Origin of the sequence: Sporosarcina sp. P26b, from assembly GCF_002743245.1 — a bacterium.
In the GTDB taxonomy this organism is placed as follows: domain Bacteria; phylum Bacillota; class Bacilli; order Bacillales_A; family Planococcaceae; genus Sporosarcina; species Sporosarcina ureae_C.
In genome coordinates, this window is the sequence record NZ_PDYW01000002.1 from 317,265 (window position 1) to 341,357 (window position 24,093).

Here is a 24,093-nt window from a genome sequence, read left to right on the forward strand (position 1 = left end):
TTGTGTTGCGATTTTTTGATTAAATCAATTCTAGTTGCTTGGAAAAAATTAAATGAAAAGAGTGTCATATGATTTTATCCTCGGAGTAGACAGCGATAAGTAAGACAGCTACATCTTCTCCGATGTTTTTTACAAAGTGAGGCACACTAGCATTCCAACTGAATGAATCGCCTTCTTTTGCAATGACAGAATCTTCGCCTTGTTCAGCAAGGACCGTGCCTTTAAGTACGACATGGCTTTCTTCACCTTCGTGGGTAATCGCTTGACCAGTCGATGTACCGGGGGGTAATTCAACGTGCATCATGCGAAGGCCGCTTTGAGTAGAAATATGTTCAATTTTTATGCCGTTAAACGTTGTATATACCCGATCGGCTTTCCTAATAACTTTCATATGCTTCTTTTTTTCTAGCAGCAAATAGGGTAGAGGAACGTCCAGGAAGCTGGCGATTTCTTGCAACGTATTTAGGGAGGGGGATGCGTTATCGTTTTCGATGTTGCTTATGAACCCTTTTGAGAGTCCAATTTGTTCGCTCATCTGGGCAATTGTTATTTTCTTTCTCTTCCGTATATCTCGTATTTTCGAGCCGATTTTCACTCTAATCCCTCCAAGAATATTGTTGTTTGACTATATGATAACACACATATATTGACGCGAACTTTCGCATGATGTTATCCTATAGAGAATTAATATTCACCTAGTGATACTTATTATTGAATTATATACTAATAATAAAACTATTGATGTTTTTCACGAACATATATGTAGTTTTAAAAAGTAAAATAATCCCAGGGGTATAGTAATATTTGAGAAAGGAGGAGAAGTTTATTAGTCAGATATTTAGCTATGCGGATTGAAAGAGCTGTTAAAATATTTGAACATTCCATTGGGACTCTAGCTATGTGTTGGTTTCTTAGGTTCCGTAAACTGTAATTTCTACTGGAAATCAATTGAAAGCGAAGGTTAATTATTTTTACAAACAGTGTTCACCTATATAGAAATAATAATCTTTTGGTACATAAAATTTGGGATGATGACATAACGGATTTTTATGCGCTTCGAAGCCCGGAACACAATGACTTTGGAATGAATAATGCATTGATTTTCTTAATACACAGAGTATATTTTCTTCTTATCCACTAACAGGAAACGATCTGTTTGTTATAAGTCTAAGAAGATCATTAGAATAGCAGCTTATTTATGATCGTAGGATACGCTAAGCCTCATTGGGATATGGATGACAGAGCTACAAAGGTATTAGTAAGCTCAATTGAAGATTATCAGGTGGTCACATTTCTAATGGGAATTATATTGATGTGAACACGTTGTGAAATAATGTAACTGAATTAAGTAATAAAATTTAGGAGGAAATGAAGATGAAGAAATTAGAGATAAGCATATTTTTATTAAGAATAATGTTAGGGATTAGTTTTTTTGTACATGGGTTCGTTAAATTTCAAGATGGAATAGGAAATACGGCAGGATGGTTTGATAGTATAGGAATTCCAGGGTTTTTAGCATACTTTGTAGGAGCTGTGGAACTAATAGGTGGAATGGCACTCATTTTAGGCGTAGGGACGAGAGTTGTTTCTGCATTGCTAGCTATAATCATGGTTGGTGCAATTCTAAAGGTTAAACTTACCGCTGGATTCTTAGGCACGGGGGAAAAGGTTGGCTATGAACTAGATCTTGTGCTTTTAGTAATCGCCATATTTTTAACCATAAATGGAAGTAAGATTTGGGCAGTTGATCAAGCTATATTTAATAGAAAAAAGAAAAATTCATATCACGAACAGTAAGAAACAATACTAGATAGAAGAGAGGCTGATTGCAAAAATGAAAAACTTTCATCAAAGTCCTAATATATTTGTTGGACAGGTTAATATAAATGTAACAAATCTTAATTTATCGCTTGAATTTTACCAAAAGGTTATAGGATTTCAAATATTGGAGCAAACAGATCGAAAAGCCGTTTTAACAGCGGATGGTAAAATAGGATTATTAACAATTGAACAACCGGTTGATGTACTACCAAAGGAAAAAGGGAAAACCGGTTTATTTCACTTTGCACTTTTATTACCAACACGGGCTGACTTATCTGTCTTTTTACGCCATTTATCTGAGACAGGCTTTCGATTCGCAGCATCAGATCATCTTGTAAGTGAAGCTCTATACATTACAGATCCAGACGGAAATGGCATTGAAGTGTATATAGATCGGCCAGCTATCGAATGGACCTGGTCTAATGGGGAAGTCAAGATGGTTTCTGACCCATTAGATGTAGAAAGTCTATTAGCAGTAAGTGATATGGATTGGGATGGGTTGCCTGCTGACACGGTTATGGGGCATGTTCATATGCATGTGGCCGATCTTCAGAAAGCAGAGGAGTTTTACACGAAGGGACTTGGTTTTACAGTTGTGAGTCATTATCCTCAAGCTGTTTTCATTTCAACCGGTGACTATCATCATCATATCGCCTTGAATACATGGCAAGGAGTAGGTGCTTCGAAGCCACGAGAAAATAGCGTCGGTATAAATTGGTATACTCTTACTTTTCCAAATGAAGAAGCAATAGCAAAGGTTATTGAACAATTACAGTATCTAGGCGCTTCGTATGTAGTTGAAGATGGATTGTTTGTCATAGAAGATCCATCAGGAAATAAAATTCAATTAACCGTGTAAACTCGTTCCAGTTATTCTTTCTAAAACGGTGTAATAGCTGAAGTTCCACTAATTTCATGTACATATTTCGTGGTTCTGTTCTATTGACATAGTCACCATTCCTGATCGATATAAGCACTTTTCCATGCTAACGAATTGCTTCATAAGTATCACGTGCACTCAACATGATAAAGTATGAATCTGCTCCAATATGTACCTTGTTAATCTGTAGGATTTGCCATAATAAAATACACGAAAAGTTAGATATCACTCTAGCTTGTAGAGTGCACATTATTATTGGATCATCTATTTATGAGTTAACATAATTTATTAATGAGTTTTAGTTATACATTGGCAGTGCAAAAACAGCAAACAACTGCCTGTTATTTGGATTGCTAACAAGCTATTTAAAACTGCAGGCTTTTTATACTCTAGGTTTATACACTGGTTAAACGAAGAACCCCAATTCGTATGAATTGGGGTTCTTCGTTTAATTATTGAAATGCGTTTTTATAATAGTGAACTAAAGAGCGTAACCCCAAATGTATTCTCACTTTTTTATGATGCATTCTGTTTTGGTTCAAGCGAAATATAACGTTTCTTACCTGCGTACATACCACTGATAAATAGTATAGTTGCAACAACTATGAATGTATAAAGTGGTGCCGTCCATGAACCTGTAAAGTCATGAAGCATACCAAACAGTACAGGACCTACGGATGCGAGTAAGTATCCGATCGACTGCGCCATTCCGGAGATCGAAGCCGCTTGGTCTGGTGTGTTGGTACGTAAAGTGAAGAACATCATAGCGAGTCCAAATGCCGAACCGCCTCCAAGACCAATGAAAATCATCCAAAGTGCAGTCAGGCTTTCGCTTCCGAACTGTACACCACCGTAGCCAATTAAATAACAAGCGAAAACAGCTACGACAAGGATACGTTGATCACGTACTTTATCAGCAACCACCGGTATGATAAACATCATAGGCAATTGTGCGAGCTGGACAAGCGCTAACATCCATCCAGCAGCATCAGCGGTCATACCATTCGTTTGCAACACAACGGGAATCCATGATGCAGTCGTATAAAATAAGAACGACTGCAGTCCCATGAAAATCGTGATGCTCCAAGCTAGTGGTGAGCGCCAAATAGGAAGAGCAGGTTTCGACTTTGTGTTTTTCTGAACTGTTTTGATGACTTCTTTCTTTTTTCGAATTTGTGGAATCCATACTATAATCGCTAGTAATGTAATGACTCCCCAAATGCCAAGTGCGCCTTGCCAGCCATACACTGTTTCATTGGCAATGGGAGAAGCGATACCAGAAGCAAGTGTTGCAGATATACTCATAGACACGGAGTACAATCCCGTCATCAATCCGATATGTAAAGGGAAGCTCAGTTTAAGAAGACTTGGCAATAGGACGTTTGCAAATGCGATTCCTACTCCAATTAAAAATGTACCGATTAGTAGCAATGTGCTAGTACCGACAGAACGCATGATGATCCCTATTAATAAAATAATCATTGCATAGAAAAGCGTTCTAGACATGCCAAATCGTTTTGCAATTCGTGGTGTAAAAGGTGATACAATAGCAAATGCCAGTAGCGGTATGGTTGTTAGAAATCCTGCTAACGAGTTAGAAATTTGCAGTTGATCACGAATGTTGCTGATAATAGGCCCTACAGATGTTAGTGGGGAACGGATAGTAGCGGCTAAAAATAAAATACCTGCTAATAATACCCACTGACTCTTAGGGAAATGTAAATGTTTACTTGGTCGTTCTTTTTCCATTGTGAAGCCTCCTGTATTCCTTGAAGATTGTTCTGAGAAGTATGTAGCCGAAGCAGCAGAAAGGAGATTCCTTTGTGGAGTACTTACTCATAGTCTTTGTAAATGTTATCACACCGATGCTGATTTTATTAGGAATTGGCGTTGTTTTACAAATAAAGTTTACTTTTAATGTTAAGGCGTTGGGGAATATTCTGACATATTGTTTGATACCCGCTGCCGTGTTCATGAACTTATATCATACCGTTATTGATGTAGAGATCTTACTTGACGTATTAATATTTGTTGTATTATTCACGACCACTTTAATAATTACTGGCCATTTATTTAGTAAACTTTTGCGTCTAAATCGCCAGCAGACCGCCGTAATGAAGAACAGTATTGTGCTCATCAACTCAGGAAACTATGGATTACCTGTCAGTCAGCTAGTCTTTCATGCGAATCCGCTTGGTGTATCGATTCAGATCGTTTTGATCGTCTATCAGAACTTACTGACGTATTCATATGGATTGTATAATCTCGTATCTTCCACGCAGTCGGGAAAAGACATTGCAAAACAGTTTCTTCGCATGCCGATTATCCATGCTTTGTGGCTAGGTGCTTTGCTTAACTTGGCCGATATCCAGTTGCCGCAGTTTATCGAGCTACCGATCGGTCATTTATCGGATGCTTTTATCGCCATCGCACTCATCACACTTGGCGCACAATTAGCACAGATTAAAGTGAAGACACTTTGGAATCGTTTGATCTACCTTAGCGCTATCGGCCGACTCATCATCTCCCCAGCCGTTGCGTTGCTGTTGATCTTACTGTTAAAAATAGACGGGGTCACGGCTCAGTCACTGTGGATCGCCAGTTCGTTTCCAACATCGAGAAATAGCTCAACACTAGCATTGGAATACGACGTAGAGTCCGAGCTAGCAGCCCAAATCGTCCTATTCAACACCGTAGCCAGCAGCTTCACAGTAGGCGTAGTAATTTATCTTTCATCTATTTTGTTTTAATCAACGAATAGGAGAGGGTAGTCGTATAGGGATTTGCGCTTCGGAGGGGACGTGTGTCCTATGGATGGGCGGTGAACCACACCCCTGCGTACGCTCCGGCGTCCCACTGATCCTCCAGGAGCCCTCCTACGCTACAATCCCTAGCAAAGTAAGTAGAAGTTACTTGTTGTTGCTCATCGAAATAAGTGTTGTAAAAGGTTTTGAACTTCAGTACTTGAACTTAAAATAAGTTAAGACAAAACAATGATTGAGATACTAGCTACAGTGAGTGACCCAAGTACTCGTACTCTCAACGTAGGATGAAGCGGAAGTTGGGGGCGAAGTGCAAAGATGTGCTCCTAACGCTTCGCTTTTACTCGCAAAAGCCGTTCTTCGTTACGGCTCTTCCCGATGGCTCACCGCGAGCCCATGGGAAAGCGTCCCCCAATTGGTGCTTCCATCCCGAACCACTCACTATTAATTCTCTCTCAAAACAACACCTCATTCCAATTCAGCCCAACTTTTTGTCAAGAATATGTCTATATGCTTGCTAAGTTAAAGTTAGAGAACTAATCGTAGAAGATACATATTGAAAAAATGTCGAATCGTGCTATACTGTTAGCATTCAGTTAAATAAGACTCATATAATCACGGGAATATGGCCCGTAAGTTTCTACCGGTCTACCGAAAATAGACCGCCTATGGGGAGAATGAAAAGCAGCTTTCTTTGTCGTTCGACAAGAAATTGCTTTTTCATTTTTAAAAGCGTACATGCCGCTCTCTCATAGTTGTTATATGGGAGTATGGCATATACGCTTTTTTTATTCGGAAAAATGAAGGGAGCATAACAGCGTGGAGTTGCTAAAAAACAAGATTCGACAAGAAGGTAAAGTATTATCAGAAGAGGTATTGAAAGTGGATTCGTTTTTGAATCATCAAATCGATCCATTATTGATGCAGGAAATCGGGAAAGAGTTTGTAAGCCGATTTAGCGATCAAAACATCACAAAAATCATCACGATTGAATCTTCAGGTATTGCTCCAGCGACGATGGCAGGAATGATATTAGGCGTTCCGGTAGTATTTGCCAGAAAACGTAAATCTCTTACATTGACGGATCACCTCTACTCCGCGGAAGTGTATTCTTTCACGAAGAAGGAATCGAATGATATTTCAGTTTCGAAAGATTTTATATCAAGTGAAGATACGGTATTGCTAATTGACGATTTCCTTGCAAACGGACAAGCCGCGCTTGGATTAATAGATATCGCAAAACAGGCAGGTGCAACGATCGCAGGTGTTGGAATTGTCATTGAAAAATGCTTCCAACCGGGTGGAGATTTAATCCGAAAAGAAGGCGTGCGTTTAGAGTCGTTGGCTGAGCTTCAGTCATTACAAAATGGTCAAGTCCAGTTTGTTGGGGAGGAAACGGAACGATGAAAACTACGCTGCTAGGTTTTCAGCATTTACTAGCTATGTATGCAGGCGCAGTATTGGTTCCACTCATTGTCGGAAATGCGATTGGTTTAACTCCGACACAATTGACGTATCTAGTTTCAATTGACATTCTAATGTGCGGGATCGCGACAATATTACAGATTTCACGTAATAAATATTTCGGTATCGGTCTACCTGTAGTTCTTGGTTGTACGTTCACAGCAGTAGGTCCGATGATTTTGATAGGTAATGATTACGGTATTTCAGCTATTTACGGTGCAGTCATTGCATCGGGTGCAATTATTTTCTTCATCAGTCGTTTCTTTGGAAGTCTTGTGAAGTTCTTCCCTCCAATCGTCACGGGTTCTGTTGTGACAATCATTGGCCTTACGCTAATTCCGGTCGCTATCACGAATATGGGTGGCGGACAAGGGGCTGAAGATTTTGGCTCGATGATCAATATTGGTTTATCATTTGGAACATTATTGTTCATTATTTTGATGTTCCGCTTCACTACAGGATTCTTACAATCTATAGCCATTCTAATGGGATTGGTTGTAGGTACAGTGGCTGCTGTAATGCTTGGTATGGTAGACTTTTCAAATGTCCAAGAAGCATCGTACGTTCATATTGTTACACCATTCTTTTTAGCGACACCTACTTTCCACTTGTTGCCGATTGTGATCATGACTTTGGTTGCGATGGTTTCACTTGTAGAATCAACGGGGGTATACTTCGCGCTTGGTGACATTTGTGAGCAAGAAATCGATCAGAAGATGTTAGAAAAAGGATATCGTGCAGAAGGATTGGCTTCTGTTATAGGCGGTATCTTTAACGCATTTCCATACACGACATTTTCTCAAAATGTTGGCTTAATGCAGTTATCAGGTGTGAAATCACGTCGAGTAGTATTCGTTACTGCAATTATGTTGATTTCCTTAGGCTTCTTGCCGAAAGTAGCAGCTTTAGCAACGATCATTCCACCAGCCGTTCTTGGTGGAGCAATGGTAGCAATGTTCGGAATGGTTGTTTCACAAGGTATTAAAATGTTAATTCCTGTTATCTCAAAAACTCAGGATAATGCAATGATCGTTGCATGTTCAGTCGGACTCGGTCTAGGGGTTGCAGCAGTGCCTGACCTATTCCAACAACTGCCTAAAAACGTGCAAATCTTAACGAATAATGGAATTGTGCTAGGAAGTATCATGGCTATATTCTTGAATATCATTTTTAATATGATTCCTTCAAAGAAAAAACAAATGGCTAAACTGGTGAACGAAGCAAAAGCTATGCCGCTTAGCATAAAAGAAGGACCTTCTTCGGTCTTAGTAAGTACAGCAGATCATAAATAAGAAAAGAGCGACTGCTAAAATGCAGTTGCTCTTTTTGTATTTCACAGTCGATGCTGTTCATATTGATGTTGTTTTGTTATGTTTACTAATTTCTTTAGTATATGTGGATCTATTTGCGTGTCATAAGCTGTTAATGATTCGCGAAGTTGTGCTTGTGTTCTGGAACCTATCAAAGCCGACGCGACAGCAGGCTCTTTAAGGACGAAAGCAAGAGCGTACGCCTGTAAGTCGTTTGTTTCCTTTGAAAGAGCTTGAACTGTCTGCTGCAGCTCGGATTGTGGATAGGATACGAAACCATTTGCTTTCTTGACGCGCACCATACTTTCATGTGTGAGCAAGCCTTTTGCTAGCGTCCCTCTAGTGACAACCGATGCCCCTTTTTCTACAATCATAGAAAAGTATTCTTCAGGACGTCGATCTAGCAAGTTATACTGCATCATGACAGAAACGGCGTTGCTAGTACTCAGAAAACGGTCAATTACAGTAGGTCGAATACTTGAGATGCCGTATTCACGTATGATGCCTTCTTTTTTTAATGTTTCAAATGCCTCGATTGTTTCTTCAGCATCATCTTCCATCGTCCCGCCGTGAAGTTGATACAAGTCGATATAATCGAGTTGTAAACGTCGTAAACTTTGTTTAACAGCGTCCATGATATGTGCTTTTGAAGGATCCCAAGTCCAAGACTGTTCTCCTGAAACCCACTTGTTACCGGCTTTCGTCGCGATGATCAAATCTTGACGTTTTTCTTTCAACACTTTTCCTACGAGTTCTTCATTTGTTCCTTTATCATAAAGATCTGCTGTATCGAAGTAGTTGATGCCGTGATTTACTGCTTCATCGAGTACAGAACGAGCCGCTTCGAGTTCAGTTGGTAATGACATACAGCCCAATCCGAGTTCAGAAACTAATAAATTACTAGAACCAATTGTACGCTTCTTCATGTGCCTCACTCCTTTCGTTTCATGGTACAATGAATGCGGGATATAAAACCAATGGAAAGGGTTGAATGCTGCATGAAGTTTGAAGAAAGAACCCTCTCAACAGAGCACATCTTTACAGGTAAAATCATTTCGGTGCAAGTAGACGAAGTAGAATTGCCTGATGGAAAACTAGCGAAAAGAGAATTAGTAAAACATCCAGGTGCCGTGGCGGTTATCGCCTTAACTGAAGATAAAAAAATCGTGTTAGTTGAACAGTACAGAAAGCCTTTGGAACGAACGATGCTAGAAATACCTGCTGGCAAGATTGAGCTTGGTGAAGAACCTAAATTGACGGCAATTCGTGAGCTTGAGGAAGAGACCGGGTACCGTGCGAATTCATTCGAATATTTGCAGACTTTCTCCACTTCACCTGGCTTCGCGGATGAAATCATTCACTTATATGTAGCTAAAGAGCTCGAGAAAGTGGAACAGCCTGCTGTAGGGGATGAAGATGAATTCATTGAAGTACTAGAAGTAACTGTTGAAGAGGCAGAGGAATTCATTGCAAATGAAAGGATTTATGATGCCAAGACGGTTGCTGCTGTCTGGTATGTAAAAAACCTATAAAGGATTGAGCTATTTCTGGACGGACAAGCATATGTTATAGAAACGATGCGGAGGTGTCCTATTTATGGCTCGATCATTGTCTTTTGTGTATTTATTCGTTATACTCGCAATCAGTTATATAGGAGGGGCTTTATTATTCAGGGAGTGGCCGGTCACGTCGCTAGAGCAGATCATCGGTTTATATGATCAGCGCGTAGTGAATGGATCTGAAGCAGCTTTGTGGTCGCCTGTTGTGGTGACATTGAGCTTTATTCTAGTAGCCATCATTCTGTCTAAGTATAAAAGACTCCGTTTTATCACTATGTTTCTTGGTGCAATTAAATGTGCTCTTTTTGGTTTGTCATCTACCTACTTATTATCGACAGGCTTAAAATTGGTATCCTATACGATTTGGTGGTTCCCATTTCAATTAATCAGCTGTTTGTTGTTCTTGATTTTATGCTCGGTGTTGAACCCGCCGTTTTTCGCTGCACCAGCAAATAAGAAAGATCGCCCACTAACTGCCGTGCCACCATTAATTGCTTTATTGTTGATCACGCAAATATTGGAACTATCGATCTTTCATTTTATAAAGTAATGTCCACTACACACTATAATGAACTGAACCTTTCCTTTCTATTGTCATCTGGAACGACAGTTTGGTATAATGGAAACAATTTGAGGGGGGCGTCGTATGGAAAGCCGAATTGAACGAATCAAGAAGCAATTGCACGGGGCCAGCTACAAGTTGACGCCTCAGCGTGAAGCGACTGTAGCAGTTCTTCTGGAAAATGAAGAAGACCATTTAAGTGCAGAAGATGTATTTTTACTAGTAAAAGAAAAAGCACCAGATATTGGTCTAGCGACTGTATATCGTACATTAGAATTATTAACTGAACTTAAAGTTGTCGATAAAATTAACTTTGGCGATGGTGTAGCACGTTATGATTTGCGAGAAGAAGGCGCTGCTCGATTCCACCATCACTTAATTTGTTTAGAATGTGGAACGGTTGATGAAATACAAGAAGACCTACTTGGCGAAGTTGAAAAAGTCGTAGAAGGTCGTTATGGTTTTACAGTCAAAGATCACTGGCTGACGTTTCATGGAATTTGTAAACGTTGCAAAGTGAAGGACGAAGAGAAAGAGCAAGAAGACAATGGGATGGCCTAAGCGCTATCCTTTTTTACTTTCATGTTAGAAAGGAGGAAGGTCTATGAAAGATGCGCAGTTTGCATTAGAAGATTATGTGCATTTCTTAGTAGTTGAAAGGCAGCTATCGCAAAATACGGTCAAGTCTTACCAACGAGATCTTGTGGCCTATTTGCATTTCATTGAAAACTTGTCATTGGAAACACTTAATTCGATCGAACGTGCAACCGTTCTACAATATTTGCAGAAGTTAAAAGATAGTGGTAAATCCAGTCGAACGCTTTCCCGGCATATTTCCTCCATTCGTTCATTTCATCAATTTTTAGTAAGAGAGCAAGTGACGACACATGATTGTACGGTACATATTGAATTACCTAAAATCGAACAAAAATTGCCAGATGTGCTCTCTATTCCTGAAATAGAGCGGCTGATTAATGCAGCGGATGGCAACACTTCACAAGGAATGCGTGATATTGCATTGCTTGAATTGTTATATGGAACCGGAATGAGGGTAAGTGAATTGATAGCGATCGATTTAGCTGACCTTCATTTGACAATGGGCTTTGTGCGCGTGTTCGGAAAAGGCAGTAAAGAACGGATTGTACCGCTAGGACGTTCCGCAATCGATGCTTGTACAAAGTATTTGAATGAAGGGCGTCCGCAGTTCATTCGTGATACGGAAGCTGTGTTTTTAAATATGCACGGCAGAAGGCTGACGAGGCAGGGATGTTGGAAAATCCTGAAAGATACTGGAGTGAAGGCGGGAATTCAGAAAGTTATTTCGCCTCATTTACTACGCCATTCATTTGCAACACATTTAATCGAAAACGGAGCCGATTTGCGTGCGGTTCAGGAAATGCTTGGTCATGCCGATATTTCCACGACGCAACTTTACACGCATGTCAGCAAAAAACGCTTGAAAGATGTCTATAGTCAATTTCATCCGAGAGCGTAAATTACTATTACTGGAGGTTTTCACATGAAAGAATTTCGTTATAATCGCATTCATTTAATCGTGCTCGACTCTGTAGGAATCGGTGAAGCGCCGGATGCTAAAGCATTTGGTGACGTTGGCTCCAATACACTTGGACATATTGGTGAAGAGATGGATGGGCTGAAACTACCGAACTTGGAACGCTTAGGTCTTGCAAACATTGCACCGATCAAAGGTCTAGTGCCACAAAAAGAAGCACAAGGATATTATACAAAAATGCAAGAAGCGTCTGTCGGTAAAGATACGATGACAGGACATTGGGAAATCATGGGCTTACGAATCGATGATGCGTTCAAAGTGTACCCAAATGGCTTTCCAAAAGAATTAATTGATGAGCTAGAATTAAAAACAGGCAGAAAAGTTATCGGAAACAAACCGGCAAGTGGTACGGAGATTATCGAAGAACTTGGCGAAGAGCATATGAAGACAGGTGCTCTCATCGTTTACACGTCTGGTGATCCAGTGCTACAAATTGCAGCGCACGAGGAAATTATTCCAATTGAAGAGCAATATCGTATTTGTGAAATCGCAAGAGAACTAACGCTGCAACCTGAATTTTTAGTTGGACGCGTTATTGCACGTCCGTTTGTTGGAGAACCGGGAGCGTTTTCACGCACAACAAATCGTCATGATTATGCCCTTAAGCCATTTGGTAAAACCGTCATGAACGAGTTACAGGATAAAGGCTATGACGTCATTGCAATTGGCAAAATCGCTGATATCTATAATGGCGAAGGTGTAACGGAAGCAGTCCGCACAACAAGTAACATGGATGGCGTGGATAAGCTCGTTACGGTCATGCAAAAAGAGTTTGAAGGACTTAGCTTCGTCAATTTAGTAGATTTTGATGCGTTATATGGTCACCGACGCGATCCGATAGGCTACGGTAATGCACTTGAAGAGTTTGATGCACGCATGCCTGAGATTATGGATGCGCTACGACCGGATGATTTATTGATTATCACAGCAGATCACGGCAATGACCCGATTCATGAAGGGACGGATCATACTAGAGAATATGTACCGTTACTCGTTTATTCACCTTCAAACACAGGAGCTGGCCAACTGCCAATCCGTAAAACTTTCTCTGATGTCGGTGCGACAATTGCCGAGAACTTCCAAGTAGATATGCCTGAGCATGGTGAAAGTTTCTTGTCTTCATTAACAAAGGAGGATTAAGCTTATGTTGCGTATGGTAGATATTATTGAAAGCAAGCGAGACGGGGAAGAGCTGACTAAAGAAGAAATTGAGTTTTTTGTGACAGGTTACACGAATGATTCGATCCCTGATTATCAAGCCAGTGCTTTTCTTATGGCAATTTACTTTCAAGGTATGACGACGGAGGAGCAAGGCTATTTAACAATGGCTATGGCAAACTCTGGTGATCAAATCGATTTATCGGCTATTGAAGGTATAAAAGTGGATAAACACTCAACAGGTGGTGTTGGTGATACGACAACACTCATTCTAGCTCCATTGGTTGCTGCATGCGGTGTGCCGGTCGCGAAGATGAGCGGTCGTGGCCTAGGTCATACAGGAGGTACGCTAGATAAACTTGAAGCGATTGATGGCTTCCACGTGGAAATCTCCACGGATCAATTCATTCAGCAAGTTAATGACTTGAAGATCGCTGTCATTGGTCAAAGCGGGAATTTGACCCCAGCTGATAAAAAGCTTTATGCGCTCCGAGACGTTACAGCGACCGTTAACAGCATTCCGTTGATCGCAAGTTCTATCATGAGTAAGAAGCTGGCAGCGGGTGCAGATGCCATCGTATTGGACGTCAAGACGGGTGCAGGAGCTTTCATGAAGACATTGGAAGATTCCAAGCAATTGGCGGATGCCATGACAGCTATTGGAAATGAAGTGGGGAGAAACACAAGTGCCGTTATTTCAGACATGAGTCAGCCGCTTGGACTTGCAATTGGCAATGCGCTAGAAGTAAAAGAAGCGATTGACACGTTACAAGGAAGAGGACCAGCTGATTTAACTGAGCTATGTTTAGTACTTGGAAGCAAGATGTTGCTCGCAGCGAAACAAGCCACAACGCAAGAAGACGCACGCAAACAATTACAAAATGTCATGGAGAACGGCGATGCGCTACGCTTATTTGGACAGTTAATCAAAGCGCAAGGTGGCAACGAAAAGGTCATAGAGGATACAAATCTATTGCCACAAGCACAGTATCAAATAGAAGTGCCTGCAACCGAAAGCGGCTATGTATCCATGATCGACGCTGATGAAATAGGCGTAGCTGCGATGCTTCTCGGCGCAGGCCGTGCAACAAAAGAAGACGTCATCGATCTCGCAGTCGGAATTGTGCTACGCAAGAAAATAGGTGACTTTGTAGAAAAAGGAGAAGCGCTCGCGATACTGCATACAAACACCGAACAAGTAGATGATTCAATCAAACTGCTGCAATCTCATATGCATATTTCGAAAGAAAAAATTCAAGCACCATCACTCATTCACTTATTATAATCCATAAAAACCATGTACCTGAAGTACTCCAGAAATTGGACTCCTTCAGAGTACATGGTTTTTTTGTCGTTCATGTGTAAAAGTGCTTCCAACTGTACAGACTCTGTTGTAGCTCGTGAAGAGTGAAGAAGTGACATCATTTAATACACAACGGTGACTCTCGCAGGAAATCGTTCGACCAGAAAGCAGATCAAAGTTGCTTTCCTATTTCTATTTATTTCTGTCACTACGTAAGAAGTTTTGGGGATGGCTGACTAGTTTTGTCAAAACTAAAGGATACCGGTTCTAAATGTGCGACAATGCCTTCATGAAGGAGGCGTAGCTACACATGGCAACTATTACACAACTGGAAAACGGCATAGTCCTGATCACGCTAGCAGGAGAACTTGACAACCATGAAGCCAACCAAATTAGAGAAGAAGTATCTACTGCTATATTCACAGGAAAAACACGCGCAATCATCTGGGATCTCTACAATCTAGGATTCATGGACAGCGCAGGGATTGGACTTATACTCGGAAGAATGCGTGATCTAGTCCCTGTTAATGGAGAAACACTCATATTGAATCCATCTCCAACAATGGAAAAGCTATTCCAATTTTCAGGTCTCGGAGATGTCGTCAGAATTTGTACAGTCGAAGAAGCAATCGACGAAATCGGAGGGGTTGTACATGAAAAATGAATTGACCTTGTCGTTTCTGGCGATAGAACAAAATGAAGCACTTGCCAGAATGGCACTGACATGTTTTATCGCACCGCTAGATCCGACACTGGAAGAACTTTCGGAATTTAAAACAATTGTTTCGGAAGCTGTCACCAATGCCATCATCCACGGCTACGAATGCGATGGTAAAAGTATGGTGAAGATCCACGCCACGATAGATGACCGTTCGGTAAAAATGACGGTTTCAGATGAAGGAATGGGGATCTTCGACATAGAGCAAGCAATGGAGCCGATGTTCACGACCAAACCACAAATGGAACGCTCCGGTATGGGCTTTACTATCATGGAAAGTTTCTCTGACGGTATCCGTGTAGATTCTACCCTTGGAAATGGGACAATCGTGACATTTGAGAAAAATTTTTCTCCGGTCACAGAAGTAAGTAGAATGAGGTGACGTATGGAAGCATCTGTTGAGAAGCAACACGCTCTATTGTCACAAGAAAAAATGCGAGAACTCATCAAAGAATCACAAGCGGGTGACAAAGAAGCTAGACGAATGATGGTAGAAGGCAATACAAGACTCGTATGGTCTATCGTTCAACGCTTCGCTTCGCGTGGTGCGGATTTAGAGGATTTATTTCAAATTGGCTGTATTGGATTGATGAAATCTATAGATAAGTTCGATCTAACATACGAGGTAAAGTTTTCAACGTATGCAGTGCCGATGATCGTGGGAGAAATCCAACGCTATCTACGTGACGATGGAATGGTGAAAGTCGGACGTACGATTCGGGAATTGAGTTATAAAATTCGTCACGCAACCGATGACTTTTTCAAGAAGCATGGACGTTCACCTTCTATTTCAGAAATGGCAGAAATATTGGAAGTGAAGCAGGAAGATATTATTCTGGCCTCTGATGCGCTTAGAGATCCGGCTTCCTTACATGAACAATTATATGAGAGTGAAGGTGACAGTTTGACGCTGATGGACCAGCTTCGCGACGATAGGTCAGAGAGGGTATTCGATCATATTCCGTTACGAGATGTCATTACCCGTTTGAACAAGCGGGATCAGACGATCATTTATATGCGCTATTATTTGGATTACACACAAAGTGATATTGCGAAACGAATCGGCATATCACAGGTGCAAGTATCACGGTTGGAGAAAAAGATTCTGACACAAATGAAAACATGGATGGGCGCAGATGCCGAAGATGCGCTCGAAAAGGCGAGGAGACCATAATTTGACCGATACACTATTTACGTCCATAAGAGAAGGGGAAAGGTGGTTCATCAATCAGTTTGGCGAAGATGAAACATTCGATGCGACTAAACGGTTGATCCACCTATGGGATAAAGAAATACTTCTTCTGTATATGAACGGGTTAGTGGATGGTGAGGTCTTAACTACCTTAATGACCGAAATGCAGGACCGTAATGAATTATTTACAAGTGAATCTGTTGAGAATATTGATCGCGCCATGGTCGATTATTTTCCGTATCATTCCCTGGAAGTTGTGAAGGATGAAGATCAACTCGCGAAAGTGATCTTAAGTGGGTTAGCTGTATTCGTCATGAAAGATGGTTTCACATTTGCACTTGATGTGCGATCCTATCCAGGCAGAAGTCCCGAAGAACCGGATACTGAAAAAGTCATACGTGGCTCAAGGGACGGGTTTACAGAAAACATTTTGACAAATACAGCGTTAATCCGAAGACGTTTACGTACAACGGATCTACGTTTTGAAATGCATGAAACGTCAGTAAAAGGTAAGACGGATATTGCGATCACCTTTTTGAAGGGCGCCGCAAATGAGGGACATTTAAATTTCGTAAGGGAACGACTGGATGCTTTAGAAACAGATGGCTTGACGATGACCGATAAATCTCTTGAGGAATTCCTTTTTAAACAAGGGTTTCATCCGATGCCGTTCGTTCGGTATACGGAACGCGCTGATATTTGTGCAGCGCATTTACTTGAGGGACATATCGCGATTATTGTAGATACGTCTCCATCTGTCATTTTAGTTCCTGTAACGCTAGTGCATCACTTACAACACGCCGAAGAATACAGGCAAGCGCCTTTAATCGGTACATTCATCCGGATGGTACGCTTCGCTGGGACGTTTTTAAGTTTAGTGATCCTGCCATTCTGGTATTTGATGTCAGTAGAAAAACAATTCGTTCCAGAAGCGATCAAGTACATCGGTCCGAATGAATGGGGAGAAGTGCCCCTATTTGTTCAGTTGATGATTGCGGATGTAGGTATTGAGGTATTACGTATGGCCGCAATCCATACTCCAACGCCACTTTCGACCGCCATGGGGCTCGTTGCTGCTATTGTGATTGGACAAGTGGCGATTGACGTAGGCTTATTCTCTTCGGAAGTTGTGCTATATGTGGCAGTAAGTGCCATCTTGACATTTGCGATACCTTCATTCGAATTAAGTATTACGACTAAGGTATTCCGGATTTTCTTATTGGTCTCTGTTGCCTTGTTAGGCGCACCAGGCTTCTTCATAGCGCTTGCTGTCATTTATTATTACTTATGTTCATTGAAGCCGATGAATGTGCCATATTTGTGGCCGTTCACACCTTTCTTCCCGAAAGCTTTGCTACGTGTATTGATTCGCTTCCCTATGACAATCGATGACCCACGGCCGTTTATCACAAAATCACCAAACCGTGACAGAATGTCGTAAAGATAAGTAGACCTTCTATCGTTCGTTGCTACTTTCCGTCTTCTTGTGATAAAGTTATCTGAGAGAATTCGGGAGGGGTATGGGACATGCATCTTTATGGAACACAGGCAGTGAATGAAAGTGGTCATCTGACAATCGGTGGAGTAGACGTTTCAGAATTAGCTTCACAATATGGAACGCCGGTCATGGTGTACGACACGGAGTTATTCAAAAAGCGTGCGCGAGCATTTAAAGAAACGTTTGAACGCAAAAATATTAACGCTCAGGTTGCTTATGCGAGTAAAGCTTTCTCATCCATTGCGATCTATCAGTTGGCAGAACAAGAAGGATTGTCTCTTGACGTAGTTTCTGGTGGAGAATTGTATACAGCTGTAGCGGCAGGTTTTCCCCGTGAACGTATTCATTTCCACGGAAATAATAAAAGTAGAGAAGAAATCTTGTATGCATTTGAAGAGGGAATTGGCTGTATCGTAGTCGATAACTTCTTGGAAATCGACATGATTAAAAAGGTTGCGGAAGAGCGCAAGCAAATAATGAATGTTCTGATTCGCGTAACACCAGGTGTTGAAGCACATACACATGACTATATTACGACGGGACAGGAAGATTCGAAATTTGGCTTTGACTTGAAAAATGGTCAAACTGATGAAGCATTCCGTTCGCTGTATGATCATGAATATATTCATTTTCTCGGTATGCATTGCCATATTGGGTCGCAGATTTTTGAAACCGATGCATTCAAGTTTGCAGCAGAAGTGCTGATGGAAAGAATGGTGGAATGGCGGAAGAACTACCAGTTTATCTGTCCGGTCTTAAATCTAGGCGGTGGATTTGGTATTCGTTATACAGAAGAAGATACGCCGCTAGAACCAGCCGTATATGTAGAAGAAATGGCAGATGTAGTGAAGAAGATGGCGGAGGAATGTCAGTATCCCATTCCTGAAATCTGGATAGAACCCGGCCGCTCGCTTGTTGGAGATGCAGGAACGACCATTTATTCCACAGGCAGCACAAAAGTTGTGCCGGGTGTCCGTACATACGTAGCAGTAGATGGCGGAATGTCTGATAATATACGTCCTGCTTTATATGATGCACATTATTCTAGTGCGATCGCCAATCGAATGAACGAACCACATGATCAGCAATGGACTGTAGCAGGTAAATGCTGTGAGTCAGGCGATAAATTAATAGAACAAGCCGCTTTACCGAAAGTGGAAACAGGCGATCTACTAGCTGTCTTTTGTACAGGAGCCTACACGTACTCCATGGCCAGCAACTATAATCGTTTACCACGACCCGCTGTTGTGTTTGCTGAAAATGGCCAGCATCAGTTAGTAGTAAGACGCGAAACCTACGAAGACATTATTAAATTGGATCTTCCGTTACAATCAAATGAGAAGGAGAATTTCTGATGAAAAAGAAAAACATCATTCTCTTCCTTTCCATTGTTGTAATGGCGATTGTTTGGGGTGTCATCTATTGGTATTTAGTTGTTCCGGTGATCGATCCGAGCTATAAATAATGCGTAAGTTGAAGAAAACGGTGTATTGGTGTAAACTATACAGAGGATTTCTGAAAAGAAGGGGTTACTATTGAATCTTATTCGCTTTAAGAAAGCACAAGAGAAAATTGCTATGGGTTTTTTATCATATATCCCTAGTGAGAAAATGTTATGTAAATTACAAGAAACTGTTCAGCAGTATATTTGCGAAGAACAGTGGCAGTTATTTCTTTATAAAGAAGCAGAGGATTACATTGGTTTAATAGGTGTAGAAATAAATGATGAGGCTAAGACGTATACTGTCCAGCATATTTCGGTTAATCCATCGTTTCGTGGAGAAGGAATAGCGTACAAGATGATGAAGGAATTGCAGGAGATTTATCCGGGATACAGCTGTGAAGGCACTGATTTTACCAAACCCTTTATACAAAGTTGCTTACGAAAAGAAGAAGGCGCAGATCTTTAATGACTGCCCTTCTTCTTTTCTTCACGTTGTAAAAGAATATCCGACCTGTCCCGCTGCATATGCTTATGAATAACTGACGCGCTATTTTTTGGCAATAATGCAATCGAGGGCTTAGTTTGATCCGCGGCAACTTGCAAGCGTGGTGAGATGGGGAGTTGGAATGCACAGAATTCATCATTAGATTTAATACTCTCCAAACAGTGCTCTAGCTTGCTAATGATATCATCAATGGCCACTTCTTCCAGATAGTCGCCAAATTGTACAGGCATTTGTCTAAAACGTGTGATGGCTTTGTTCAAAGTGCGGGAAGCGCCTGCTGTATTGCCTCTGCGCCAGTGGTATAATCCTGTAGCCATGAGAATATAGCCTGTTAGTGGATGGTCTTTTGAAAAGTTCTCTTGTTCCTTCCAATATTCTTCTAGCACTTCATGGCATTCGAAATAATCTTGATTGTCATTGAAATACACAATAAACTGTAGAAAAAGAGGATGATAGTAAGGGTGCATCTAAATCATTCCTTTCTAGTTAGGTAGGTTGGTAAAATGAGTTATAGTGTAAAACTCGAAGTTTTCGAAGGTCCACTTGATCTATTACTACATTTGATCAATCGGCTCGAAATTGATATTTACGACATTCCCATGGCGGAGCTGACACAGCAGTACATAGAACATTTGCACGCCATGCGTGTTCTTCGGTTGGATGAATTAAGCGAATACCTCGTGCTGGCAGCGACACTTCTAGAAGTGAAAAGTAAAATGCTGTTGCCAGTCAATGAAGAAGAAGCGTTCATCGAAGAATTCGGTTATGAGGAGGATCCGCGTGAAGAATTGATTGCCCGTTTGATGGAGTATCGGAAATTTAAGGAAGCGGCACATTCGCTACGTGAATCCGCAGCGAATCGTGATGAACACTTCACAAAAGAGCCTGAAGACTTAACGGTCTACGGTGTCCCACTTGTAGCGGAAACGGAAGAGCAACTGAATGTCTTTGATTTAATCGGTGCGTTTCAAAAAATGTTACACAGAAAAAAGCTGAAACTGCCTCTTACAGCGAGTATAACAAAGTCAGAGCAATCTGTCGGGGATAAGATGTCTTCGATTATGAGTAAACTTGAACTATGTGGCGGAGAATGTGATTTTCAAGCTCTTTTTGAAACGGCGACAGTGACTGAACTCGTTTTGACATTTTTATCGTTGCTCGAACTGATGAAATTACAAGAAGTTAAAGTACGACAAAGCAATAACTTTGAAGAATTACGAATCTCGTTGATGTGAAGGGGTGAGGGGTATGGATTTTGAAACAGGTTTCATCGGTATGACGGAAAGCTTTTTATTCGTAGCAGGTGAAGAAGGATTAACCCTTGCGCAGTTAGCCACATTATTGGAATGCGATGAGCAAAAAGCAGAACAAGTGCTGATTTCGTTGCAAGCTGCATATGACGAGGATGATACACGGGGTATTACGCTAAAAAGTTATGGTGGAAGTTACCGCTTAGTGACAAAGAGCGAATGGGCAAACGATATTAAGAGAATGCTGGAAGATCCGAAGCCATCAACATTTACACAAGCTGCACTTGAAGTGTTGGCGATCATCGCCTACAAGCAGCCTGTGACGCGCGTAGAGATCGATGATTTGCGTGGAGTGAAGTCTGAGCGTGCCTTGTCTTCGTTAGCCGCTAAAGGCTTTGTAGAGGAAGTAGGGCGCATGGATGGTCCTGGTAGGCCGATTTTATATGGCACGACAGCTTTCTTCTTAGATCGTTTTGGACTGGCTTCACTCGAAGATATGCCACCACTGTCAATTGATGAAGAACAAGAAACATCCGAAGAGACAGATTTATTCATGACAAAATTCCAAGAAGCGTTTTCCAATACAGAAGAAGGAGGACATGATGCTTGAGAAAGATTTCGTTCATCGTTCTACTGGTAGTCGGATTAGTGATGAATCCTGCAAGTAGTCAAGCGGCAGGCGCGTCATATGCAGTGATAGACGGGAATAACGGAAGATTGCTGATGGGGTCAAATGAGCATGAACCGCTACCAATAGCAAGTTTGACTAAAATGTGGACGGCTTATACGTTTTTGGAGTTAAATCCAAGTGAAGAGGAAACAGTCATTTCCTCACAAGCCGCGACGGCAGAAGGGTCATCCATTTATCTAGAAACAGGTCAAGTAATGAAGACGAAAGATTTACTGTATGGCTTAATGCTTCGTTCAGGTAATGATGCAGCCCAGGCGCTCGCGGAACATGCGGGTGGCTCACTTGAAGGGTTCGTCTACTTGATGAATGAAGTAGCGCAAAGTCATGGCTTGGAGCAAACGCATTTTATGAATCCATCCGGTTTGCACGGCGAGCATCACCTATCTTCTGCGTATGATACAGCGAGAATGTTATATTTTGCCATGAAGAATCCAGAGTTTCGTAAAATAGCTTCTACAAAAAACTATCCTTTTGAAACTGAACATGGAAAAAATAGTTGGCAAAACAAACATCGACTAGTGATATCTGAACCAACTGCTGTCGCAGGTAAAACAGGCTTCACAAAAGCAGCAGGACGTACATTGGCTACTTATTTCGAAAAGGATGGAAAGTCCGTCATTGTCGTTACATTAAATAACGGAGATGATTGGCAAGTTCATAAACAGTTATCAGAGCGGGTGTTCTCTGAATATCAATCGTATACTGCAGTGAAAAAAGGGAAGTATCAAGTATTTCCACATATGGTCGCAAAGCTAGATCAATCTGTAAAGTTGCTTGTAACGAAAGAAGAGAAGAAAATGTTGTCCAATGTGTTACAGATTCCACAAGCAGATGAACTACAGAAAAAAGGCTATTGGTCTATTTATTTAGGTACAGAACCAATTAAGACAGTAGCAGTCGAGATCGAGTCCGAAAAATGAATAGAAAACATACTATTTCGAAGATTGACCTACATAGGTCAGTCTTCTTTTCATTTAGCTGAAAGTATGACATAATTTTTTCAGTATGTAACATCAAGGAGGAACCCATGGAAAGATTACAAAAGGTATTGGCACAAGCCGGCGTAGCGTCAAGAAGAAAGTCAGAAAAACTTATATTGGATGGCTTGGTTAAAGTAAATGGTAAAGTCGTGACAGAATTAGGCACTAAAGTTACTAGAATGGACACAATTGAGGTAGAAGGAGTTCAATTAACAAAAGAAACTCCTGTCTATTATCTGCTTTATAAACCACGTGGTTATATCTCAACAGTAGATGACGAAAAGGGTCGCAAAACCGTTATGGATTTAGTGCCAGAAGTCAGCCAGCGTATTTTCCCGGTTGGCAGATTGGATTATGATACATCGGGCGTATTGTTGATGACGAACGACGGGGACTTCTCTTACTTAATGACTCATCCGAAGTTTGAAATCAAAAAGAAATATGTAGCAAAAGTAAAAGGAATTCCTTCCCGCGATGATCTTAAAAAGCTGGAGACAGGAATCGAATTAGATGACGGTAGTACTGCTCCTGCTCGTGTGAAAATGACAAGTTCGGATAAGAAAACCAATTCAGCGATTGTCGAGATCACAATCCATGAAGGGCGTAACCGTCAAGTACGAAGAATGTTCGACGCAATTAATTGCCCTGTGCAAAAATTGAAGCGTGAAGAGTTTGCGAACTTGACTACTCGTGGATTAAATGCCGGAGAAGCACGTGAGTTAACTAGACACGAATTGAAACAATTACGCGTCTTGGCAGAAACAGGTAAGATCGGCTAAGAAAGCGTGGAATGTTCACAAACCTATCACTAGTGCAGTCCCAACTGATTTTACGTTTTGCTATAATAGCAATTGGAACGCAAATTAGACAGGAGGTTACATGATTGGCCAAAAAGAAAAACAAAAAGACTATCAGGCTAATTAGCAGAGCAGCCCTTCTATTAATTTTAGCTGCAATTTTGATCTACGCAATTACTTCAAAAGATAAAGTGAAAGTCTTGGCGGAAGGTGATACAGCTCCTGATTTCGAGCTTGTAGATTTAGAAGGAAATGAACATCGGTTATCGGATTACAAAGGACAAGGCGTATTCCTGAATTTCTGGGGAACATGGTGTCCACCTTGTAAAAAGGAAATGCCTCACATGGAGGATCTCTATAAAGACTTTGAAGCGAAAGGTGTACATATCCTTACTGTCAACGTAGGAGAACCAAAAGTGAAAATAGAACTTTTTAGAGATGACATGGACCTTTCATTCCCGATGTTATGGGATAAGAACAAAACCGTTATGGATTTGTATAATATCAAACCATTACCTACAACTTTCCTCATCAATCCAGAAGGAAAGATTACGAAAGTCATTAAACAGGGAATGACAGAGCAACAAATTTACGGGTATTTAGAAAGCATTCAACCAAAGTAAGGA

At 41.1% G+C, this 24,093-nt stretch carries 26 protein-coding genes and 1 riboswitch; of the genes, 22 read left to right on the plus strand and 4 right to left on the minus strand.

The window, feature by feature from the left end; genetic code table 11:
- Nucleotides 1-64: 64 nt before the first annotated feature.
- On the minus strand, nt 65-595 hold the full coding sequence (locus tag CSV69_RS03490) for a helix-turn-helix domain-containing protein (RefSeq protein WP_099692708.1): 531 nt from the start codon (nt 593-595) through the stop codon (nt 65-67).
- A 779-nt stretch (nt 596-1,374) separates the two neighbouring features.
- Between CSV69_RS03490 and CSV69_RS03495 the strand changes: the two genes are divergently transcribed.
- Complete coding sequence (locus tag CSV69_RS03495) at nt 1,375-1,797, plus strand: DoxX family protein (RefSeq protein ID WP_099692709.1); 423 nt, start codon at nt 1,375-1,377, stop codon at nt 1,795-1,797.
- 37 nt (nt 1,798-1,834) lie between these two features.
- Nucleotides 1,835-2,680 carry a VOC family protein gene (locus CSV69_RS03500; protein WP_099692710.1) on the plus strand — a complete coding sequence of 282 codons (846 nt, stop codon included), beginning with the start codon at nt 1,835-1,837 and terminating at the stop codon, nt 2,678-2,680.
- Between the two features lie 537 nt (nt 2,681-3,217).
- Here CSV69_RS03500 and CSV69_RS03505 read toward each other — a convergent pair.
- The gene (locus CSV69_RS03505) at nt 3,218-4,450 is read right to left on the minus strand and encodes a CynX/NimT family MFS transporter (protein WP_099692711.1); all 1,233 of its coding nucleotides are present in this window, start codon (nt 4,448-4,450) and stop codon (nt 3,218-3,220) included.
- Between the two features lie 74 nt (nt 4,451-4,524).
- Between CSV69_RS03505 and CSV69_RS03510 the strand changes: the two genes are divergently transcribed.
- The 3 genes from CSV69_RS03510 (at nt 4,525) to CSV69_RS03520 (ending at nt 8,219) form a co-directional block, all read left to right on the plus strand.
- Complete coding sequence (locus CSV69_RS03510) at nt 4,525-5,451, plus strand: AEC family transporter (RefSeq protein ID WP_099692712.1); 927 nt, start codon at nt 4,525-4,527, stop codon at nt 5,449-5,451.
- A 599-nt stretch (nt 5,452-6,050) separates the two neighbouring features.
- A riboswitch (purine riboswitch) is annotated at nt 6,051-6,152 on the plus strand.
- Nucleotides 6,153-6,282: 130 nt separating this feature from the next.
- On the plus strand, nt 6,283-6,870 hold the full coding sequence (locus CSV69_RS03515) for a xanthine phosphoribosyltransferase (protein ID WP_085428757.1): 588 nt from the start codon (nt 6,283-6,285) through the stop codon (nt 6,868-6,870).
- Nucleotides 6,867-8,219 (plus strand): nucleobase:cation symporter-2 family protein, encoded by a 1,353-nt coding sequence (locus tag CSV69_RS03520; protein ID WP_085428758.1) that lies wholly within the window; start codon nt 6,867-6,869, stop codon nt 8,217-8,219. The genes CSV69_RS03515 and CSV69_RS03520 overlap by 4 nt, the downstream gene beginning before the upstream one ends.
- A gap of 41 nt (nt 8,220-8,260) precedes the next feature.
- On the opposite strand, the gene CSV69_RS03525 is transcribed toward CSV69_RS03520, so the two are convergent.
- Nucleotides 8,261-9,163, minus strand: coding sequence for an aldo/keto reductase (locus CSV69_RS03525; RefSeq protein ID WP_099692713.1), 903 nt, complete (start codon nt 9,161-9,163; stop codon nt 8,261-8,263).
- 72 nt (nt 9,164-9,235) lie between these two features.
- Here CSV69_RS03525 and CSV69_RS03530 point away from each other — a divergent pair, with 72 nt between their 5' ends.
- The 12 genes from CSV69_RS03530 (at nt 9,236) to CSV69_RS03585 (ending at nt 19,710) form a co-directional block, all read left to right on the plus strand.
- Nucleotides 9,236-9,769, plus strand: coding sequence for an NUDIX hydrolase (locus CSV69_RS03530; protein ID WP_099692714.1), 534 nt, complete (start codon nt 9,236-9,238; stop codon nt 9,767-9,769).
- Between the two features lie 64 nt (nt 9,770-9,833).
- Entirely contained in the window at nt 9,834-10,346 is a 513-nt protein-coding gene (locus CSV69_RS03535) for a hypothetical protein (RefSeq protein ID WP_099624558.1), read from the plus strand.
- 96 nt (nt 10,347-10,442) lie between these two features.
- Nucleotides 10,443-10,919, plus strand: coding sequence for a ferric iron uptake transcriptional regulator (fur, locus tag CSV69_RS03540; RefSeq protein WP_085428762.1), 477 nt, complete (start codon nt 10,443-10,445; stop codon nt 10,917-10,919).
- A 43-nt stretch (nt 10,920-10,962) separates the two neighbouring features.
- On the plus strand, nt 10,963-11,853 hold the full coding sequence (gene xerD / locus CSV69_RS03545) for a site-specific tyrosine recombinase XerD (protein ID WP_099624559.1): 891 nt from the start codon (nt 10,963-10,965) through the stop codon (nt 11,851-11,853).
- 24 nt (nt 11,854-11,877) lie between these two features.
- A complete protein-coding gene (deoB, locus tag CSV69_RS03550; protein ID WP_099624560.1) occupies nt 11,878-13,071 on the plus strand; it encodes a phosphopentomutase in 1,194 nt (397 codons plus the stop codon).
- A gap of 7 nt (nt 13,072-13,078) precedes the next feature.
- Entirely contained in the window at nt 13,079-14,374 is a 1,296-nt protein-coding gene (locus tag CSV69_RS03555) for a pyrimidine-nucleoside phosphorylase (RefSeq protein WP_099692734.1), read from the plus strand.
- A gap of 328 nt (nt 14,375-14,702) precedes the next feature.
- Nucleotides 14,703-15,056: an STAS domain-containing protein gene (locus tag CSV69_RS03560; protein WP_099692715.1), complete on the plus strand. Its 354-nt coding sequence runs from the start codon at nt 14,703-14,705 to the stop codon at nt 15,054-15,056.
- Nucleotides 15,046-15,492: an anti-sigma F factor gene (spoIIAB, locus tag CSV69_RS03565; protein ID WP_099692716.1), complete on the plus strand. Its 447-nt coding sequence runs from the start codon at nt 15,046-15,048 to the stop codon at nt 15,490-15,492. Before CSV69_RS03560 ends, spoIIAB begins: the two co-directional genes overlap by 11 nt.
- A 3-nt stretch (nt 15,493-15,495) precedes the next feature.
- The gene (locus CSV69_RS03570) at nt 15,496-16,284 is read left to right on the plus strand and encodes a SigF/SigG family RNA polymerase sporulation sigma factor (protein ID WP_085428767.1); all 789 of its coding nucleotides are present in this window, start codon (nt 15,496-15,498) and stop codon (nt 16,282-16,284) included.
- Nucleotide 16,285: 1 nt separating this feature from the next.
- On the plus strand, nt 16,286-17,743 hold the full coding sequence (locus tag CSV69_RS03575) for a spore germination protein (RefSeq protein WP_099692717.1): 1,458 nt from the start codon (nt 16,286-16,288) through the stop codon (nt 17,741-17,743).
- 86 nt (nt 17,744-17,829) lie between these two features.
- Nucleotides 17,830-19,155, plus strand: coding sequence for a diaminopimelate decarboxylase (gene lysA, locus CSV69_RS03580; protein ID WP_099624562.1), 1,326 nt, complete (start codon nt 17,830-17,832; stop codon nt 19,153-19,155).
- Between the two features lie 180 nt (nt 19,156-19,335).
- Nucleotides 19,336-19,710 (plus strand): GNAT family N-acetyltransferase, encoded by a 375-nt coding sequence (locus tag CSV69_RS03585; RefSeq protein ID WP_085428770.1) that lies wholly within the window; start codon nt 19,336-19,338, stop codon nt 19,708-19,710.
- Here the strand turns inward: CSV69_RS03585 and CSV69_RS03590 are convergent.
- On the minus strand, nt 19,707-20,216 hold the full coding sequence (locus CSV69_RS03590; RefSeq protein ID WP_085428771.1) for a DUF309 domain-containing protein: 510 nt from the start codon (nt 20,214-20,216) through the stop codon (nt 19,707-19,709). The genes CSV69_RS03585 and CSV69_RS03590 overlap by 4 nt on opposite strands.
- Nucleotides 20,217-20,252: 36 nt before the next feature.
- Between CSV69_RS03590 and CSV69_RS03595 the strand changes: the two genes are divergently transcribed.
- From CSV69_RS03595 to resA, 5 genes are all read left to right on the plus strand, one after another.
- Entirely contained in the window at nt 20,253-20,984 is a 732-nt protein-coding gene (locus CSV69_RS03595; protein WP_085428772.1) for a segregation/condensation protein A, read from the plus strand.
- A 13-nt stretch (nt 20,985-20,997) separates the two neighbouring features.
- The gene (gene scpB / locus CSV69_RS03600; RefSeq protein WP_099624563.1) at nt 20,998-21,609 is read left to right on the plus strand and encodes an SMC-Scp complex subunit ScpB; all 612 of its coding nucleotides are present in this window, start codon (nt 20,998-21,000) and stop codon (nt 21,607-21,609) included.
- Complete coding sequence (locus tag CSV69_RS03605) at nt 21,606-22,610, plus strand: D-alanyl-D-alanine carboxypeptidase family protein (protein WP_233192317.1); 1,005 nt, start codon at nt 21,606-21,608, stop codon at nt 22,608-22,610. Before scpB ends, CSV69_RS03605 begins: the two co-directional genes overlap by 4 nt.
- A gap of 107 nt (nt 22,611-22,717) precedes the next feature.
- Complete coding sequence (locus CSV69_RS03610) at nt 22,718-23,449, plus strand: pseudouridine synthase (protein WP_085428774.1); 732 nt, start codon at nt 22,718-22,720, stop codon at nt 23,447-23,449.
- Nucleotides 23,450-23,553: 104 nt separating this feature from the next.
- A complete protein-coding gene (resA, locus tag CSV69_RS03615; RefSeq protein WP_099692718.1) occupies nt 23,554-24,090 on the plus strand; it encodes a thiol-disulfide oxidoreductase ResA in 537 nt (178 codons plus the stop codon).
- The last annotated feature ends 3 nt before the right edge of the window (nt 24,091-24,093 follow it).

Excerpts from the sequence above, each read along its gene's own strand:
- CSV69_RS03500 (WP_099692710.1), top strand. The coding sequence starts at position 1,835 with ATGAAAAACTTTCATCAAAGTCCTAATATATTTGTTGGACAGGTTAAT.
- CSV69_RS03520 (WP_085428758.1), top strand. The coding sequence starts at position 6,867 with ATGAAAACTACGCTGCTAGGTTTTCAGCATTTACTAGCTATGTATGCA.
- xerD (WP_099624559.1), top strand. The coding sequence starts at position 10,963 with ATGAAAGATGCGCAGTTTGCATTAGAAGATTATGTGCATTTCTTAGTA.
- spoIIAB (WP_099692716.1), top strand. The coding sequence starts at position 15,046 with ATGAAAAATGAATTGACCTTGTCGTTTCTGGCGATAGAACAAAATGAA.
- CSV69_RS03535 (WP_099624558.1), top strand. The coding sequence starts at position 9,834 with ATGGCTCGATCATTGTCTTTTGTGTATTTATTCGTTATACTCGCAATC.
- fur (WP_085428762.1), top strand. The coding sequence starts at position 10,443 with ATGGAAAGCCGAATTGAACGAATCAAGAAGCAATTGCACGGGGCCAGC.
- lysA (WP_099624562.1), top strand. The coding sequence starts at position 17,830 with ATGCATCTTTATGGAACACAGGCAGTGAATGAAAGTGGTCATCTGACA.
- CSV69_RS03610 (WP_085428774.1), top strand. The coding sequence starts at position 22,718 with ATGGAAAGATTACAAAAGGTATTGGCACAAGCCGGCGTAGCGTCAAGA.
- CSV69_RS03505 (WP_099692711.1), bottom strand. The coding sequence starts at position 4,450 with ATGGAAAAAGAACGACCAAGTAAACATTTACATTTCCCTAAGAGTCAG.
- deoB (WP_099624560.1), top strand. The coding sequence starts at position 11,878 with ATGAAAGAATTTCGTTATAATCGCATTCATTTAATCGTGCTCGACTCT.
- CSV69_RS03560 (WP_099692715.1), top strand. The coding sequence starts at position 14,703 with ATGGCAACTATTACACAACTGGAAAACGGCATAGTCCTGATCACGCTA.
- CSV69_RS03570 (WP_085428767.1), top strand. The coding sequence starts at position 15,496 with ATGGAAGCATCTGTTGAGAAGCAACACGCTCTATTGTCACAAGAAAAA.
- scpB (WP_099624563.1), top strand. The coding sequence starts at position 20,998 with ATGGATTTTGAAACAGGTTTCATCGGTATGACGGAAAGCTTTTTATTC.
- CSV69_RS03590 (WP_085428771.1), bottom strand. The coding sequence starts at position 20,216 with ATGCACCCTTACTATCATCCTCTTTTTCTACAGTTTATTGTGTATTTC.
- CSV69_RS03530 (WP_099692714.1), top strand. The coding sequence starts at position 9,236 with ATGAAGTTTGAAGAAAGAACCCTCTCAACAGAGCACATCTTTACAGGT.
- CSV69_RS03595 (WP_085428772.1), top strand. The coding sequence starts at position 20,253 with ATGAGTTATAGTGTAAAACTCGAAGTTTTCGAAGGTCCACTTGATCTA.
- CSV69_RS03495 (WP_099692709.1), top strand. The coding sequence starts at position 1,375 with ATGAAGAAATTAGAGATAAGCATATTTTTATTAAGAATAATGTTAGGG.
- CSV69_RS03525 (WP_099692713.1), bottom strand. The coding sequence starts at position 9,163 with ATGAAGAAGCGTACAATTGGTTCTAGTAATTTATTAGTTTCTGAACTC.